The sequence below is a fragment of the Paenibacillus sp. BK720 genome (assembly GCF_011761545.1).
In the GTDB taxonomy this organism is placed as follows: Bacteria; Bacillota; Bacilli; order Paenibacillales; family Paenibacillaceae; genus Pristimantibacillus.
On record NZ_JAASRQ010000001.1, the window covers coordinates 953617 to 969614 of the forward strand.

Annotated in this window: 16 protein-coding genes; 13 read left to right on the plus strand and 3 right to left on the minus strand. The window is 52.1% G+C overall.

What is annotated here, in order from left to right; genetic code table 11:
- The first annotated feature begins 125 nt into the window (after nucleotides 1-125).
- The 9 genes from hemE (at nucleotide 126) to FHT67_RS04105 (ending at nucleotide 9035) form a co-directional block, all read left to right on the plus strand.
- Complete coding sequence (gene hemE, locus FHT67_RS04065) at nucleotides 126-1196, plus strand: uroporphyrinogen decarboxylase (protein WP_167195927.1); 1071 nt, start codon at nucleotides 126-128, stop codon at nucleotides 1194-1196.
- The gene (gene hemH / locus FHT67_RS04070) at nucleotides 1189-2136 is read left to right on the plus strand and encodes a ferrochelatase (RefSeq protein ID WP_132304178.1); all 948 of its coding nucleotides are present in this window, start codon (nucleotides 1189-1191) and stop codon (nucleotides 2134-2136) included. Before hemE ends, hemH begins: the two co-directional genes overlap by 8 nt.
- Nucleotides 2137-2152: 16 nt before the next feature.
- Nucleotides 2153-3601 (plus strand): protoporphyrinogen oxidase, encoded by a 1449-nt coding sequence (gene hemG / locus FHT67_RS04075; protein ID WP_243866895.1) that lies wholly within the window; start codon nucleotides 2153-2155, stop codon nucleotides 3599-3601.
- 151 nt (nucleotides 3602-3752) lie between these two features.
- Nucleotides 3753-5021 (plus strand): CapA family protein, encoded by a 1269-nt coding sequence (locus FHT67_RS04080; RefSeq protein ID WP_243866971.1) that lies wholly within the window; start codon nucleotides 3753-3755, stop codon nucleotides 5019-5021.
- A 27-nt stretch (nucleotides 5022-5048) separates the two neighbouring features.
- Nucleotides 5049-5789, plus strand: a complete 741-nt coding sequence (locus FHT67_RS04085) for a glycerophosphodiester phosphodiesterase (protein WP_167195933.1) — start codon at nucleotides 5049-5051, stop codon at nucleotides 5787-5789.
- A gap of 202 nt (nucleotides 5790-5991) precedes the next feature.
- On the plus strand, nucleotides 5992-6849 hold the full coding sequence (locus FHT67_RS04090) for a DUF92 domain-containing protein (protein ID WP_167195936.1): 858 nt from the start codon (nucleotides 5992-5994) through the stop codon (nucleotides 6847-6849).
- Between the two features lie 165 nt (nucleotides 6850-7014).
- The gene (locus FHT67_RS04095; RefSeq protein ID WP_132304186.1) at nucleotides 7015-7389 is read left to right on the plus strand and encodes a VOC family protein; all 375 of its coding nucleotides are present in this window, start codon (nucleotides 7015-7017) and stop codon (nucleotides 7387-7389) included.
- A 32-nt stretch (nucleotides 7390-7421) separates the two neighbouring features.
- The gene (locus tag FHT67_RS04100; protein ID WP_132304188.1) at nucleotides 7422-8177 is read left to right on the plus strand and encodes a class I SAM-dependent methyltransferase; all 756 of its coding nucleotides are present in this window, start codon (nucleotides 7422-7424) and stop codon (nucleotides 8175-8177) included.
- A 102-nt stretch (nucleotides 8178-8279) separates the two neighbouring features.
- On the plus strand, nucleotides 8280-9035 hold the full coding sequence (locus FHT67_RS04105; protein WP_167195940.1) for a cyclase family protein: 756 nt from the start codon (nucleotides 8280-8282) through the stop codon (nucleotides 9033-9035).
- A gap of 481 nt (nucleotides 9036-9516) precedes the next feature.
- Here FHT67_RS04105 and pepF read toward each other — a convergent pair whose 3' ends face one another.
- Both pepF and FHT67_RS04120 read right to left on the minus strand, forming a co-directional pair.
- Nucleotides 9517-11307, minus strand: coding sequence for an oligoendopeptidase F (gene pepF / locus FHT67_RS04110; RefSeq protein ID WP_167195943.1), 1791 nt, complete (start codon nucleotides 11305-11307; stop codon nucleotides 9517-9519).
- A gap of 472 nt (nucleotides 11308-11779) precedes the next feature.
- Complete coding sequence (locus FHT67_RS04120; protein WP_132304194.1) at nucleotides 11780-12013, minus strand: hypothetical protein; 234 nt, start codon at nucleotides 12011-12013, stop codon at nucleotides 11780-11782.
- Nucleotides 12014-12165: 152 nt separating this feature from the next.
- On the opposite strand from FHT67_RS04120, the gene FHT67_RS04125 reads away from it, so the two are divergent.
- Both FHT67_RS04125 and FHT67_RS04130 read left to right on the plus strand, forming a co-directional pair.
- The gene (locus tag FHT67_RS04125) at nucleotides 12166-12870 is read left to right on the plus strand and encodes a class I SAM-dependent methyltransferase (protein ID WP_167195950.1); all 705 of its coding nucleotides are present in this window, start codon (nucleotides 12166-12168) and stop codon (nucleotides 12868-12870) included.
- A gap of 74 nt (nucleotides 12871-12944) precedes the next feature.
- Nucleotides 12945-13142, plus strand: a complete 198-nt coding sequence (locus FHT67_RS04130) for a cold-shock protein (protein ID WP_127496577.1) — start codon at nucleotides 12945-12947, stop codon at nucleotides 13140-13142.
- A 75-nt stretch (nucleotides 13143-13217) separates the two neighbouring features.
- Here the strand turns inward: FHT67_RS04130 and FHT67_RS04135 are convergent, their stop codons facing one another.
- Nucleotides 13218-14402 carry an MFS transporter gene (locus FHT67_RS04135; protein ID WP_167195953.1) on the minus strand — a complete coding sequence of 395 codons (1185 nt, stop codon included), beginning with the start codon at nucleotides 14400-14402 and terminating at the stop codon, nucleotides 13218-13220.
- Between the two features lie 152 nt (nucleotides 14403-14554).
- On the opposite strand from FHT67_RS04135, the gene FHT67_RS04140 reads away from it, so the two are divergent.
- Nucleotides 14555-14872, plus strand: coding sequence for a hypothetical protein (locus FHT67_RS04140; protein ID WP_167195956.1), 318 nt, complete (start codon nucleotides 14555-14557; stop codon nucleotides 14870-14872).
- A gap of 33 nt (nucleotides 14873-14905) precedes the next feature.
- Nucleotides 14906-15979, plus strand: coding sequence for a tetraprenyl-beta-curcumene synthase family protein (locus tag FHT67_RS04145; protein WP_167196860.1), 1074 nt, complete (start codon nucleotides 14906-14908; stop codon nucleotides 15977-15979).
- The last annotated feature ends 19 nt before the right edge of the window (nucleotides 15980-15998 follow it).

The window sequence follows — 15998 nt, forward strand, 5'->3', positions numbered from 1 at the left end:
TCATGCACGGAAGGTTTGATTGTCATACTATTGTCATAGGAAGCAAGACGAGAACGGTTGTTAGGGGTAACGAAAAAGGGCATAATGGAAATTAGTGAAAAATTAAAGAAAAGAGGAACGGCAACATGAGCTATAACGACCGTTTCATTCGGGCATGCCGGAAGGAACTTGTAGACACTGTACCGGTCTGGTACATGCGTCAGGCAGGACGATATGATCCTGAATACCGTAAGATTAAAGAGAAATATTCATTGCTCGAAATTTGCAAGCAGCCAGAGCTAGCGGCGGAAGTGACGATGATGCCGGTACGCAAGCTTGGCGTGGATGCGGCTATTTTATATTCGGATATTATGAACCCGGTCGCCTCGATCGGGATTGATTTCGACATCGTTGCCAACATAGGACCGGTTATTCACAATCCGATTCGCGCGGCGGCTGATGTGGAGCGTTTAAAGCCAATTGACGTAGAAGGCGATCTGGGCCATGTGCTGGAGACGATCCGCATACTGGACAAGGAGCTGGAAGTGCCGCTTATTACGTTTGCCGGCGCTCCGTTCACGATCGCAAGTTATTTGATCGAGGGCAAACCTTCGAAAAATTATTTGCGGACCAAAGCGCTTATGTACAGCGAGCCGAAGGTCTGGTTCAGCCTTATGGATAAGCTTGGGGATATGGTTATCGCTTATTTGCGCGCCCATATGGCAAACGGCGGCAAGGCATTCCAATTGTTCGACAGCTGGGTAGGGGCGCTTACGCCTGCCGATTTCAGCAAGTTTGTACTGCCGACGATCGAGCGGATTTTTGCCGAGCTGTCGGATCTGCCGCAGCCGAAAATCTACTTCCCGGGCGTGAGCTCTGGAGAGCTTTTGCCGGAGCTGCGCAAGCTGAAGGCTGACGTTATCGGTCTTGATTGGCGCGTATCGATTCCGGAAGGCCGCCGCCGTCTGGACGGTAAGTACGCGGTACAGGGCAATCTGGATCCGGTTATTCTGACTGCGCCCATGAGCGTTATCGAACAGTATGCGGCAGAGATTATTGACCAAGGCATTCAGCAGCCGGGCTTTGTGTTTAATCTGGGCCACGGTCTGTTCCCGGAAGCATCTATCGAGAAATTAACAGAGTTGACGGCATTCATTCACTCCTATTCGGAGAAAGCTATTGCAGCGCGAGAGGGGAAGGAAACGAGTCATGTCTGAGAGGAATAACAAGATTGGCGTTCTGGTGATGTCGTATGGCACGCCGCAAAGTCTTGATGATGTTGAAGCCTATTACACCCATATCCGCCGGGGCCACGCGCCAACGCCGGAGCAGCTGAAAGAGCTGACCGACCGCTATGAAGCGATCGTTGGCGGCGTATTCCCGCTGCGCGAGAATACAAACGGGCAAGTAGCAGGCTTGCAGGATAAGCTGGAGCAGCTTGCGCCGGGCCGTTACGTCTGCTACCAGGGATTGAAGCATGCCGTTCCTTATATCGAAGACGGCGTGGAGCAAATGGCGCGCGACGGTATTAAGGAAGCGGTAGGCATTGTGCTTGCGCCGCATTATTCGATCATGAGCGTAGGCTCGTATAATAAGCGCGCGCAAGAGAAAGCAGCCGAGCTTGGCATTAAGATGTCGTTCGTCAAAGAATACCATCTTCATCCTAAGCTGCTGCAAGCCCTTAGCGAACGCGTAACGGACGGCTTGCAGCGTCTGGCGGAATCGTCCGGCAACGCAGCACCGGTTAAAGTATTGTTCAGCGCGCATAGCCTTCCGGAAAAAATCCGAGAGATGGGCGATCCGTATGAGCAGCAGCTCCTGGCCACTTCGGATGCGGTTGCGAAGCTGGCGAACGTGGAAGCGCAGGATTGGCAGTTTACTTGGCAAAGCGCAGGACGCACGAGAGAGCCTTGGCTTGGACCGGACATTCTGGATACGCTGAAGGTGCTCGCGGATGAAGGGATTAAAGCCGTACTGGTTGCCCCGGTCGGATTTGTATCCGATCATCTGGAGGTGCTGTACGATCTGGATCTTGAAGCCAAGCAGGCTGCAGCCGAATTGGGAATTACGCTTGAACGGATAACGATGTTGAATAGAGACCCACTGTATATGGAAACGTTAGCAGAATCGGTTATGGGCGCCGGTTCTTTGGAATAGGGAAAGGATGAAGAGCATGCGGAGAATCGGAATGGTTGATCGAATTGTCGTAATCGGCGGGGGGATCAGCGGACTGAGCTCCGCTTTTTATTTGCAGCGGGAAGCGGAGCGGCAAGGCAAACGGGTGAAGCTGACGATTGTGGACGGCGCGCCTGTTCTTGGCGGAAAAATTAATACGCTGCATCGTGACGGGTTCGTCATCGAGAAGGGGCCGGATTCTTTCCTGTCGCGCAAGCTGCCGATGATTGAACTGGCGAAGGAGCTTGGCATCGAGAATGAGCTGACCGCGCAAAACGAAAACGGCAAAACCTCTTATATTATGCGAGGAGGCAAGCTTCATCCGATGCCGAAGGGCATGGTGCTTGGCATTCCGACGAATCTCGATACGTTTATGCAGACGACTTTGTTGTCGGATGAAGGCAAAGCCCGTTCGCTTGAGGATTTGGAGATGCCGTCTGAGGCACCGGACGGAGATGAATCGCTTGGCGATTTTCTGTCCCGCAGAATTGGCGCCGAGATTGTAAAGCATATTTCGGAGCCGCTTCTTGCCGGTATCTATGCGGGGGACCTTAGCAAGCTGAGTATTCAGGCGACATTTCCGCAGTTTGCGGAGGCGGAACGCCAATACGGCAGCCTTATTCGGGGAACGCAGATGCAGCAAAAGAACAAAGCGCCGCATCAAGCGCCGGATTATTTGCCGGAAGAACTGAAGAACAGTGTTTTCTTAAGCTTTAAAGAAGGCTTGTCCACGATAGTAAAGGCTCTTGATAAAGCTCTGCAAAGCGTAGAGCGGCGTTTGGGCGATGCCGTCGTGGCGATCAACCCTCTTAATGGCGAGGATGCAGCTTCTAATTACGAGGTTATTTTAAAGTCGGGCGAGATCGTGCCCGCAGACCGGGTGCTCGTTACCGTGCCGGCTTTCCGCGCGGCAGATCTGCTGGAGCCGCTTGTGGACGTGAACGAGCTTCGGGCCATCAACTATGTATCCGTCGCAAATGTGGTTATGGCCTTTGAGAAATCGACTTTTGACCGAGACTTTGACGGGTCGGGCTTCCTTGTGCCGCGCTCGGAGGGACTTCGTATTACAGCTTGTACCTGGACATCAAACAAATGGCTGCATACCAGTCCCGACGATAAGGTGCTGCTCCGGTGCTATGTAGGCCGTGCTGGCGATGAAGAGGTGGCTAAGCTTCCGGATCAAGAGTTGAAAAAGGCCGTGCTTGAAGATATTCAGAAGGTGCTGGGTATCGATGCCGTTCCGATTTTTACGGAAATAACACGTATGCCGCGCTCGATGCCGCAATATCCTGTAGGGCATCTGGAGAATACGGCAGCTCTTCGCAATCGTCTGGCAGCGGAGCTTCCGGGCGTATACGTAACAGGCGCAGCTTTTGGCGGAGTAGGATTGCCGGACTGCATCCGATCGGGGAAAGAAGCGGCTCTCGAAATTCTATCGACTCTATGAAACCTTCGCAATCTAGAACTAACCTTGCTATAATGGAAGGGATATTCTGGCTGGAAGGAGCCGATCCATGTACGCATCCCGTTCTGAAGCGCATCAGCATGAAAAACGAAGACGCAAAAAAAGATTTCGCCTTCTGTTAACCGTGAATTTGATGATTGTTGGCCTAATTGTCGTTCTAATCGCGGTTTGGGCCTCTGCCGAGGACGGCGGCTTATTCCATAAGAAGAGCAAGCCGCAGACGGAAGAATCGGCCGCAGTCGGTCATTCCCCAGAACCGACTAATGCTGACGCAGCCGGCAATTCCTCATCTGAGGCAACCCCTGAGGCAAGTGTTGCGCCGGAAGAAACTTCCGCAGCCAACAACGGAAATACCGCCGGTACGGATAATGGCGGAACGAATGAGGACAGTTCAGGCGGACAAAACGACTCAAGCATCCCAGCGTCAGGAGGCAGCTCCGCAGGCGGCGGAGCGTCCGGCGATACGGTAAGTCTAGCCTTTGTAGGAGATATTCTGCTGGCGGCAAGCGTTGGCGACATGATGAAGCAATACGGAGACGACTATCCGTACAAGGAAGCGTTATTTCACCTAAGCGAGCCGGATCTGACGGCCGCGAACCTCGAATATCCGGTGACAAGCCGCGGAGTGCCTGCCGAAGACAAGCAATTTGTGTTTAAAGGCGATGCGGGCGCGCTGCCGGCGCTGAAGGATTCGGGTATCGATATCGTAACCTTAGCCAACAACCATACGTTGGATCAAGGGGTTGAAGGCTTGCTGGATACGATGACTAATTTGAACAAAGCCGGCATTAACCATGTAGGGGCCGGCAAGAACGACACGGAGGCTTTTGCTCCGGTTATTAAGGAATCAAACGGCATTAAGGTTGCCTATATCGGCGTCAGCCGGGTTGTGCCGACGGGCGACTGGAAAGCGGATAAAAACCGCGCTGGCGTAGCCGAGACCTACGATACGACAAGAACCAAAGCTGCGATCAAGAAAGCCAAGGAAAAGGCCGATCTTGTTGTTGTCATGGTTCACTGGGGGATTGAACGGGCTGAACAGCCTGAGCAATACCAGAGGGATTTTGCGCGGGAATATATCGATTCAGGCGCGGATCTTGTCATTGGCAGCCATCCGCATGTGCTGCAAGGATTCGAGCAGTACAAAGGCAAGTGGATTGCCTACAGCTTGGGCAATTTTATTTTTAGCGCGTATCCAAAAGGGGCTACGGCAGATACAGGCGTACTGAACGCGGTTTGCTCCAAGTCCGGTGACTGCGATCTGAAATTTGATCCCATGAACAACAATCTTGCCCAGCCCAAGCCGGTTGAGGGCGACAAAGCGAAGACGCTGCTGGATCATCTAACGGCGTTGTCGTTTGGCGCGAGGGTGCGCGGCGACGGCACGATTGCAGCGAAATAAGGGAAGCGAAAGGATGGTCAGCGCCTAATGAGAAATGCATGTGTTGCGCATCGGGGCTGGTCCGGACGCGCTCCGGAGAATACGCTAGCAGCTATTCAATTAGCGATTGACGAGCCGGATATCGAGTGGATCGAGCTGGATGTGCAGCTGTCGAAGGACAATGTACCCGTCGTTATCCATGATTACAAGCTGAAGCGGACAACCAACGGGCGCGGCGACGTAAAAAGTCTGACGGCTGCCGAGCTGCAGGCTTTGGATGCCGGGAGCTGGTTTTCCCCGCTGTACAAGGGAGAAGGCGTTCCTGCGCTTAGTCAGGTGCTCGATAAGGCCCGTGGGCGTATTCGCCTTAATATCGAGCTGAAGACGGATGGGATCCGTTACCCGAAGCTCGAAGATTATGTAATTGAGCTGCTGAAGGACTACGGCATGGAGGACGAAGCAGTGATAACGTCGTTCCATGCCGGGACATTGTTTAATGTACATAAACGGACTGGCGGCAGCATCCTTACGGGCCTAATCCTCGATGGCTGGCGCAACTCGCTGCCTGTAGAACTGGAACAGCTTGGTGCCAAGTTCCTGTCGATCGAGCATGGCCGGCTCAACGCCTCCCGCCTGGAGCTGCTTAAGCAGGCCGGTATCCAGGTGATGGCCTGGACGCCTAACGACGAACGCTCCATCCGCAAGCTGATCGCGCTTGATCCGGAGCTGATGATTTGCACGAATTATCCCGACCGCTGGCAAAAAGCGATGCAGCAGGTTGGCGTGTAACAGAAGCAAGCTGTGGACCCCTGTCGGGCTGAGAACAGTCTGACAGGGGTTTAAACTGGCTGGATAAGCAGTTTTATAAGATGATAGTTACGGAGGCTGATAGGCTGAAATCAGCCTATCAGCACATGGAAATCAGGCAGAATGATGGATTGTAGGGCTAAAAACCGACTATCCATTTGTTTAATGCTAAGGAGCGAGGATTATGGTTGGTTGGGTAGACGAGTGGTGGCTGAGGCTGCTTGCGGGTCTTGTCGGGAGCGGATTGATTGCCGCTGCTGCTTATCGAGCACGTTCATTATCGGGCTCGGGCGCATGGTCTGCCATGATTATGGGGACGGGCTTCGTGACGTTAGGCGAGCCGGTCTGGTTCGGCTGCCTGATTGCTTTCTTTGTATCCTCGACCCTATGGTCGAAGTGGAAGAAACGCCACCGGGCGAAAGCCGCCGCGGAAGCGAATTACGAGAAGACCGGCAGGCGGGACGCCGGACAGGTCTGGGCCAATGGCGGCATTGGCCTGCTCTTGTGCGCGGGCAATGCGCTTTGGCCGGATACGGCCTGGCTGTTTGCTTATATCGGCGTGATGGCCGCCGTAAACGCGGATACGTGGGCCACGGAAATCGGAGCCCTCAGCCGTACCGCGCCGCGATCGATCACGACCGGCAAGCGGGTAAAGCCGGGCACGAGCGGCGCGGTTACGCCGCTCGGCACGCTTGCAGCGCTGGCTGGCGCCGCCTTCATCGGCGGCGTCAGCGCTGCGCTGCTGGCGCTCCCGCAGCAGGCTGACGCAGCTGCGGGCAGCGCCCCCGGCGGCGCGGCGGCGGTAATCATCGCCGCCGCTGCCGCCGGCCTGGCCGGATGCTTCGCCGACTCGCTGCTCGGCGCCACCGGCCAGGCCATGTACCGCTGCCGGGTATGCGGCAGCGAGACCGAGCGCGCCGTCCATTGCGGGACGGCGGCAGAGCGGGTGCGCGGCCTGGCCGCGCTGAACAACGACAGGGTAAATCTCCTGTCGTCGGTCTTCGCCGGCCTGCTTGGCTGGGCCATCGGCGCCCTCTTTTAAAACAATCCCCTGCGGAAGATTAGCTTGAAGACAGCTAATCTTCCGCAGGGGTCTTTTTTTACTCTTATTTGTTCGAAGTGACTGGATTCTTGCATGGTTTTCCTATAAAATGGAATTATAAATTGAAACTATGTTTCACATGATGAAACTAAAGGCGGTGAGAGGTTGTCTTTCTTATTCACTGGTATCGATCATGTTCAGTTAGCGGCTCCTGAAGACTGCGAGAAGGATGCGCGCAGCTTTTACGGAGAATTGCTTGGCTGGAAGGAGATAGCGAAGCCTCAAAGTCTGATTGCACGCGGCGGAGTTTGGTTTCAATGCGGATCGCATCAGGTGCATATCGGGGTTCAAAACGACTTTATTCCCGCCCGAAAAGCTCATCCCGCCTTTCAGGTGCAGAACTTATGCGCGCTGCGGGAGTATTTACTTCAAGAGGGAATTCAAGTGATTGATGATCATGCGCGGTCTGATGAAGGAGTAGAGCGATTCTATCTAAGCGACCCATTTGGAAACCGTCTCGAATTTCTGCAGTGGCTATAAATACTAATAATAGATTAGGAGATGACGAATCGATGAACAGCAAGGAGCGTTTTTCCGACCGGGTAGATCAGTACGTGAAATACCGTCCGAGCTATTCGGACGAGGTTATTCACTATTTGTACGGGACAATCGGGTTTCGTCCGGAATCCGTCATTGCCGATGTGGGAGCGGGAACGGGCATATTCACCAGGCTATTGCTGGAGCAAGGCAGCAAGGTGATTGCCGTTGAGCCTAACCCGGATATGCGCCAAGCCGCCATTGATCAATTAAGCGGATATCCCGAGTTTCAGGCGGTACAGGGTTCAGCCGAAGACACCGGTCTTGCGGACAACTCGGTTGATTTTATCGTTTGCGCCCAGTCCTTTCACTGGTTTGACCGTCCCGCTGCTAAAGCCGAATTCAACCGGATCCTAAAGCCCGGCGGCAAAGCCGTGCTGATCTGGAACTCGCGTTTAACAACCGGCACCCCATTCCTGGAAGGTTACGACCTGCTGCTCCGGACATACGGCATCGATTACGAGAAGGTGGGTCATAAAAATATTTCCCGAGACGCCCTTACGCCGTTTTTCAAAGACGGAGAACTCCGTAAAGCAACCTTCCCGTTATTAAGTCCGCTTAACTTCGAGCAAGTAAGCGGGCGGATGTCGTCTTCCTCCTACATGCCGCTGCCCGGCCATCCTAACCACGAACCTTTAATGGTTGAGCTGCGGAAGCTATTTGACGCTACCGAGAAAAATGGTCTAATCTCCTTCGATTACGAGACTGAGATCTACTGGGGCGAAGTGTAGATTGGATTGCCCTTGCAAGGATTATTAACGTAATCTCAAACTAGGCGGTTGGCGGATTGTGGTATAATGGGGCTTGAATCGGGAGACAAGGAGAATTACGTGATGAAAATAATTGATTTAAGCGTACCTATTAGCCCATCTATCAGAGAGCCTTTGCCTGCCAAAATCGACTATTCGAGCCATGAGGCAGGGGCTCAGCAAGCGGCTGCCATACTGGGGCTTAAGCAAGAGGATTTTCCGGAAGGCAAAGCGTGGGCAACGGAAACGGTAACCTTGAACACGCATGCGGGTACTCATATAGACGCGCCATGGCATTATTGGCCTACTTCGGAAGGGAAGCCGGCCAGAACGATTGACGAGCTTCCGCTCGAGTGGTTCTTCTCCGACGGCGTACTGCTCGATTTCAGCGCCAAGTCACCGGGCTACGAAATTACTACGGAGGATCTGAAAGCCGAGCTCGATCGAATTGGCTACACCTTAAAACCGTTTGATATCGTTCTTATCCGCAGCGATGCGGACAAACGTTTATACCACGAGCATTATGCCTTTCTGCATGCGGGGGTATCGGCCGAAGCGACGGTGTGGCTGCTTGATCAAGGCATTAAAGTCGTGGGTACCGACGGATGGGGATGGGATATTCCGCTTAACCTGCAAGCGGAATCGTTCAAACAGGATCCGAGAGAAGGCGTCCTGTGGGCGGCTCATTTTGTCGGCAAGGACCGTGAATACTGCCAGATCGAGAAATTGGCCAACCTGGATCAAATTCCTCAGCCATACGGCTTCAAGATATGCTGCTTCCCGATCAAAGTGGAAAAAGCTAGCGGAGGCTGGTCCCGCCCAGTCGCCATTATAGAATAATGTTGAAAGAACGGCAGCCGGTATCGGCTGTCGTTTTTTTGGATGGGGAAGGAATAAAGTTCCTTGCGTAGTACGTTGGTTGTCAAAAAGAAGAAAAGCAGGCGCTGTTTGAAAACCCTTCTGTCACCGAAGTGGTGGAAGGGAAGTATACTGTCTCCAATCATTCTGATGCGAGGGTGTTAAGCAAGACTCGTCATCGATCCTAATTATTATAAAATAATAGGCAATTAATCACTTTGCTATAAGAAAAAAACAATATCTCCTAACACAAAAAGACAGACTCGAAATCAACCGGGTCTGTCTTGTGTCTTTTCTGCCTTCCTCGCCCCTCTATACGAAGTAGAGGAGCTTTTGGTGGACCATTGCGATGAAAGGGTGAAGAGAGAGGGAAAGGAACTCCTGGAGGAGCGGAGCGTCCGAAGGAGATCCTTTCCCGTCCTCTGAACAGCCTCATCCTCCAATAAAGCACCAACCGATCCGTTTACTTCGTCAACTCCTCCATCTGCTCAATCAAGCTCTCAAACACGCTCATCGCTTGCTCGATTGGCTCAGGGGAAGACATGTCAACGCCGGCCTTCTTCAGGATATTGATCGAGAAGTCGCTGCCGCCGCTCTTCAGGAAGCCGAGGTAACGGTCAACCGCCGGAGCGCCCTCTTCGAGAATTTGCTTCGAGAAGCTTGTTGCGGCGGAGAAGCCCGTTGCGTATTTGTACACGTAGAAGCTGTTGTAGAAGTGCGGAATACGCGCCCATTCCATCTCGATATCTTTATCCACAACCATGTCCTTGCCGTAATACAGCACGTTCAGGTCGTAGTAAATTTTGCTCAAATCCTGCGGAGTCAGCGATTCGCCCTGCTCGGTTTTCTCGTGAATGATTTTCTCGAACTCGGCAAACATCGTTTGGCGGAATACCGTCGTGCGGAACTGGTCCGCATAGTACGTCAGCAGGTACATTTTTTCCTTCGGATCCGTCGACTTGCCAAGCAGATGATCCATCAGAAGCGCTTCGTTCAGCGTAGACGCTACTTCCGCAAGGAAGATCGTGTACTGCGCGTCGCGGTAGTTCTGATTCGTATCCGAGTAGTACGAATGGAGCGCATGGCCCATTTCGTGCGTCAGGGTGAACATGCTGTTCAGGTTGTCTTTATGGTTCAGCAACACGTAAGGATGCGTGCCGAAAGCGCCCCAGCTGTAAGCGCCGCTGCGTTTGCCTTCGTTCTCGTATACGTCGATCCAGCCGTTGTCGAAGCCGTCCTGCAGCACGGATAAATAATCCTCGCCAAGCGGCTTCAAGCTTTCTTTTACGATTTTTTTCGCTTCGTCGTACGAAATTTCCATATCGAATTCCTCAACGAGCGGGGCGAAGAGATCGTACATATGAAGCTCGTCAACGCCAAGCAGCTTCTTGCGCAGGTTCATATAGCGGTACATGAGCGGAAGGTGCTTATGGATCGTATCGATCAGGTTCGTATATACGCTTTCCGGAATGTTGTCCCCGTACAGCGACATGCCAAGCGCGGAAGGGTATTTGCGTGCCCGCGCGTAGAAAATGTTTTTCGTAACGTTCGCATTCAGCGTCGTCGCGAGCGTATTTTTTAATTTGCCGTATGTATCGTACATCGTGCGGAAGGCGTTCGCGCGCACTTCGCGGTTTTTGCTTTCCAGGAACTGAATGTAGCGGCCTTGCGTCAATTCGACTTCCTCGCCGGCTTCGTTTTTCACTTTAGGGAACTTCAGATCCGCATTGTTCAGAATGCTGTAGATTGAACCCGGAGCAGAACTTACGTTGCCGACCTGCGCCATCAGCGCTTCTTCCGATTTGGACAGGACATGCGCTTTCTGGCGGCGCATTTCTTCAAGCGTATGCTTGAATACCGCAAGATCTTTGTTCTCAATCAGAGCGTCAAGCTCGGCATCCGAGAGCGACAATACTTCAGGCGTGATAAAGGAAAGAGCTTCTCCGGTTTCCACGCTGATTTTTTTGGCCTTGTCGGACAGAGCCTGGAAAGCCGGTTCAGCCGTATCCTCGTGATGCTTCATATTGGAATAGACATAAAGACGTTCGACATGCAGGGAGAGCTCATCTTCCAGCTCGAAGCAGGCTTTCAATTGCGCGGGATCGCTTAGCCTGCCTTCGAAAGCTCCGACTTTCTTGATCAAAGCTTTCGCTTCGGCGAACTCTTTGTCCCAGGCAGCCTGGTCGGCAAACAGATCCTCCAGCTTCCAGCGGGATTCTACTGCGGTTTCGGAACGCTTAGGTACGTGATTCATCGAACTCCTCCTCGGTATTGATATAGAAGATTGGTGATTGGACGCAGCCTGCTTGCCGGCGTCGGCGGATGCCGAACCGGGAGCAAGGCATAACGCTAGTACGACAGGCAGCCATTTCATTCGCGGAAGATCACCTCAGGAACACAATTTGTCCTAGTATGCCCGGCGATGCTTCCAAACATGAACCTAAGTTCCCATTGTAAAGAAGCTATACACAATAAGGAAAAAGGCGAATGCGATTAAGACGATAGAGATGATTGCCATCCACCTGCGCAGGTGTGGCGCCATGGAATCGCGCTTTAAAATAACGAGGCCGCCAAGCACGAAGGCGGAAATGATAAAAATTGCGTTTACGGAGCCCATCTGTTCCTCCTGAAATCATAAACATGACGAAAGCAAGCGCTAGTCTATTGTCTATGCACCGTGTTGTAACGATATGTGTTCGCCGTACAGGTTAATATTTCCTGCCGTATTATACTTCTTTCAGCGCTTTCAGAATTTTTTCCCGTTCTTCTTCGCGGCCTGCGAACTGCTCCGGCTTGAACCGGTTTTCCGCCCAATGCATCATTTCCGGACGGCTGACGAAGGTGTGGGTCTCCTCTCCCCATTGATCGGAAATTTCGCGGACGATCAAGGTTTTGCCTTGAACCTCCACGGTAAGCATATTGTATTTATCGGTTTTAAAAATTTCATGTTTTTTAAACATCGTTGCTTTTCCACCTTCCTAACCAAGATATACTGTTCATCATAGCCAAATTTAGGGGTGGAAATCAATAATAGCGGATGGTAGAATTAGGCTATTCTGCAAGCAGGCGGAATGAAGAGACGAGAAGAGCCGAGTTGAGGAGCGTGTTGGAGATGAGCAAGCAGGTATACGAGCAGGTTGGCGTGGCTATGACATGCCGGGGTTTTGACGAATACGCGAGAATGTTTGAGTTAACGGAGCGGGTACTGGCAAAGGGCAAGGTGCTGGATGTGGCAGGAGGCGGATCCTCGTTCACCGCGGATGCGGGAAGCCGCGGCTATGATGCGACCGCAGCGGATCCCCGTTATGTGCAGGATACCGGCGCGTGGCTCGAGGAGGCGGCAGCCGAGATCGAGACCTCTACGGCAAAGCTTCATAAGCTGAGGGAGCATTTCGACTGGAGCTATTACGGCAGCCTAGAGCAGCATCGCGAAGGTCGTTTGCAATCGCTCGAGAGGTTTCGCGGGCATTTGCATTCAGCGGAAGGGCGGAGCCGGTATGTAGCGGGATCATTGCCGGAGCTTCCGTTCGAAGACAATGCATTTTCGCTTGTATTGTGCAGTCATTTTCTTTTTCTATACGCGGAGCAGTTTGGCTTTGAGTTCCACAGGCAATCCCTGCTGGAATTGATGCGGGTTTGCAGGCCCGGCGGAGAAGTAAGAATCTACCCGCTGTATTCCTTAGGGTGGAAGCCGTATGAACGGATGGATGAATTGCTGGCTGCCGTTACGGCAAACGGCGGGGAACCGGAGCTGTTGAATTCGGGTCTTCCTTTTATTCCGGGCTCTAGTCAATTTCTTCGAATTTCAATTTGTTGATTTTTCCAAATTAGGCAGATATAATGATGTTACTCGTCGTTTCAAGCGGCGGTTATTTTAGGAGGTAGTGAAAGTTGAAGGGAACAGTTAAATGGTTTAACGCTGAGAAAGGCTACGGTTTTATCTCGGTAGAGAATGGCGAAGACGTGTTTGTCCATTATTCTTCTATTCAAGGCGACGGCTTCAAGTCGCTGGAAGAAGGTCAGTCGGTGGAATTCGAAATTACACAAGGCAATCGCGGTGCACAGGCGTCTAACGTCATTAAATTATAAGATCAACCCCTTATAAGCACGCAAGAGAGCAAGAGAGATCCTTCTCGTATTCGAGAGGATCTCTTTTTTCGTTCTTTAAGCGTTATTTCGTCCAAATACATGTTGTAAGAAGAACAGAATTGCCGAGATCAGGGCAAGCACGGCTCCCATCTGATAAAAGCTGCTTCGTCCGAAATGCTCGAAGAAATAACCTCCGACCGTACCGCTGATCAGTCCGGCGAGTCCTGACCATACAACCGCATAGACAGCTTGGCCGGAGGAGCGGTATTCATCCGGGATAAGCTGCGACAAGTAACGGAGCGCGGTTGAAAAATAGATGCCGAAGCTGACGCTGTGCATAAGCTGCGTGCTCAGCACGAGGCGGGGGTCTTCCAGCACGGAAGCCAGCCAGAACCGGAGCATATACATCAGGCAGGCGAATACGAGCAGCGGCAGCTCTTTGAATTTATGTCCGTATTTCCCCATCAGGAACAAGACCGGGATTTCGCTGATCGCGGAGAACAGCCAGGCCAGCCCTACCTGGGAATCCGAAGCGCCCATCTCCCGCAGGGCAACGGCCAGGAAGCTTTCGTTCATCCGGTGGCTGATCGAGACAAGCAATATAATGAAGAAGAAAAATAAGATTTCAGGCTTCCGAAGCAATTTGAAGAATCCTGAAAAATCGATTTTGCGGGTGCTGCCATGGTAATCCTTCAAGAAGAACGATAATAGAATCGTGACGGTTATCGTGCCCAAACCGAGCGGTAAAGTCCATTCCGTGCCAATCCCTTTCAGGATTAAACCAAACAGGTAAGCCGATACGGCAAAACCAAGCGAGCCGAATATGCGGATTAGCGCATAAGGTGTCTTAATGTGCTGGCTGGCGAGCAGGATCAGGCTATCGCTAAGTGGGTTCATTGGTGTCTGGAAGAAATAAAAGGCCGTCATGACGAGACAGATCAGGGCAAAGTGATGAACCGGGAACAAGAGAGAGATCATAACCAGCTGCCCGAACAAGAGAATCGTAAGCAGCTTCTTGATCGTCCGGAACCTGTCGCTTGCCATGCCTAGAAGCAGATTCGCAAAGATAGAGATAAAAGGGCCGGTTGAGTAAATAATGCCAATCTGATGCGCCGAGAACCCTTGGTCCATAAAATACAAGGGAATGTAAGAAATGAGCAGAGCCTGCGTGGAGTACATCGCAAAGCTGAAGGCTCTGAGCGAAAGCGTATCCCGTTTGACCGTAGCTGCGGAAGGCGCCGCGCTGTCTGAGTGATCCATATGTTTTCCTCCTGAAAAGAATTAACGCACATTCTTGGGGATAATTCTTGCTTCGTAAGCATGTACCTATCAAACAACATTGTTTAACAGTATACATGATAGGCTGGATTATTGCTTGTCGAAATGGTACATTATTGTCTGGAGGTTCACGAATGTTGATGTATCGGTTTGAGTGGAATGAGCGGCTCTTGATCGCATTGCCGGTGCTTGAAGCGGACTGGGAGCAGTACTCATCCGCGGTGCAGTCGGACATCGTGGAACGGTGGGAGCTCATTAGGGGAACAATACCGGATCGGGTTATGGAATTTGAGAGAGTTATCAACCGTATGCAAAGTCAATTGTACGAGGAAGAGAATTTCGAAGAGTCTTGCCGATTGAATGCGGAGATAGCCGAATACGCAAGCCGGATTAACGACTTGCATATCTGGTACCGTACGAATCAGGAGCTGGATTCCCGCCGGCATACGTAAGGCTGTCTTAGAAGGGGGTGCGTTGTGAGAGTAATGACTTTGTCCGGCAATCGGGTACCCGAGCGCCCGTTAAAGCTCATGCACCGCGTCTATAAGTACATATTGCCTGAAGTGAATATCGAGCTGCGCAAGCTGCGCAGGCTGGCCGAGCAGATTCCGGATCCCGAGCTTCGGCTGCAGGCCCTTCAAAGCATGGACAGCAAGAAGTTTCATTGCCAGGGCGGTGCGATCTACGCCTCCGTGAATTTGGACGAGCGGTATGTTCTTATTCCGTTAATTGTGGCGCTGCAGACGATAAGCGATTACCTGGACAATCTATGCGACCGCAGTACATCGCTAGACCCGGACGATTTCCGTTTGCTCCATCAATCGATGCTGGATGCGGTCGACCCGTCAGCGCCGGTGAAGGATTACTACGCTTTGCGCCAGGAGCGGAACGATGGCGGTTATTTGCATCATTTGGTAAATTTATGTCAACACTGTGTTTCGATGCTGCCTTCGTACGCCGCGGCACAGCCGCATGTTACGGAGCTTGTTGGCTTGTATACCGATCTTCAGGTGTATAAGCATATCCGCAAGGACCTGCGCGAGGAGAGACTGCTTAACTGGTGGGAGTCTTACGCCGACAGGTATCCCGGATTATATTGGAATGAATTTGCAGCCGCGACGGGCTCGACGCTTGGCATGTTTATGCTGTTTGCTGCGGCGAGCGACAAGACGTTACGTCCGGAAGACGCGGAAGCAATTAAAAATATATATTTTCCGCATGTGTGCGGCCTTCATATCATGCTCGATTATTTGATCGACCAGGAAGAAGACCGAGCCGGCGGCGATTTGAATTTCTGTCATTATTATGACAGTCAGCAGCAGCTTGTCGAACGGATTGTCACGATTGTCGATAGGGCCAGGGAAGATGTGAAAAAGCTCCCTGCAGCCGGCTTCCACCGGCTAATTATCGAAGGGCTGCTAGCCCTTTACCTATCCGATCCCAAGGTCCGTACCCAATCGGATGTGCTGGCCGCATCCCGCAAGCTGATGAAAAACAGCCCGCTTACCCGCCTGTTTTTTTTGGTCAACAGCATCTGGATTCGAAGACAACAGGTTTAGATAAAATACTTGGAGGAAT

Excerpts from the sequence above, each read along its gene's own strand:
- hemE (WP_167195927.1), top strand. The coding sequence starts at position 126 with ATGAGCTATAACGACCGTTTCATTCGGGCATGCCGGAAGGAACTTGTA.
- hemH (WP_132304178.1), top strand. The coding sequence starts at position 1,189 with ATGTCTGAGAGGAATAACAAGATTGGCGTTCTGGTGATGTCGTATGGC.
- hemG (WP_243866895.1), top strand. The coding sequence starts at position 2,153 with ATGCGGAGAATCGGAATGGTTGATCGAATTGTCGTAATCGGCGGGGGG.
- FHT67_RS04080 (WP_243866971.1), top strand. The coding sequence starts at position 3,753 with ATGATTGTTGGCCTAATTGTCGTTCTAATCGCGGTTTGGGCCTCTGCC.
- FHT67_RS04085 (WP_167195933.1), top strand. The coding sequence starts at position 5,049 with ATGAGAAATGCATGTGTTGCGCATCGGGGCTGGTCCGGACGCGCTCCG.
- FHT67_RS04090 (WP_167195936.1), top strand. The coding sequence starts at position 5,992 with ATGGTTGGTTGGGTAGACGAGTGGTGGCTGAGGCTGCTTGCGGGTCTT.
- FHT67_RS04100 (WP_132304188.1), top strand. The coding sequence starts at position 7,422 with ATGAACAGCAAGGAGCGTTTTTCCGACCGGGTAGATCAGTACGTGAAA.
- FHT67_RS04105 (WP_167195940.1), top strand. The coding sequence starts at position 8,280 with ATGAAAATAATTGATTTAAGCGTACCTATTAGCCCATCTATCAGAGAG.
- pepF (WP_167195943.1), bottom strand. The coding sequence starts at position 11,307 with ATGAATCACGTACCTAAGCGTTCCGAAACCGCAGTAGAATCCCGCTGG.
- FHT67_RS04120 (WP_132304194.1), bottom strand. The coding sequence starts at position 12,013 with ATGTTTAAAAAACATGAAATTTTTAAAACCGATAAATACAATATGCTT.
- FHT67_RS04125 (WP_167195950.1), top strand. The coding sequence starts at position 12,166 with ATGAGCAAGCAGGTATACGAGCAGGTTGGCGTGGCTATGACATGCCGG.
- FHT67_RS04135 (WP_167195953.1), bottom strand. The coding sequence starts at position 14,402 with ATGGATCACTCAGACAGCGCGGCGCCTTCCGCAGCTACGGTCAAACGG.
- FHT67_RS04140 (WP_167195956.1), top strand. The coding sequence starts at position 14,555 with ATGTTGATGTATCGGTTTGAGTGGAATGAGCGGCTCTTGATCGCATTG.
- FHT67_RS04145 (WP_167196860.1), top strand. The coding sequence starts at position 14,906 with ATGACTTTGTCCGGCAATCGGGTACCCGAGCGCCCGTTAAAGCTCATG.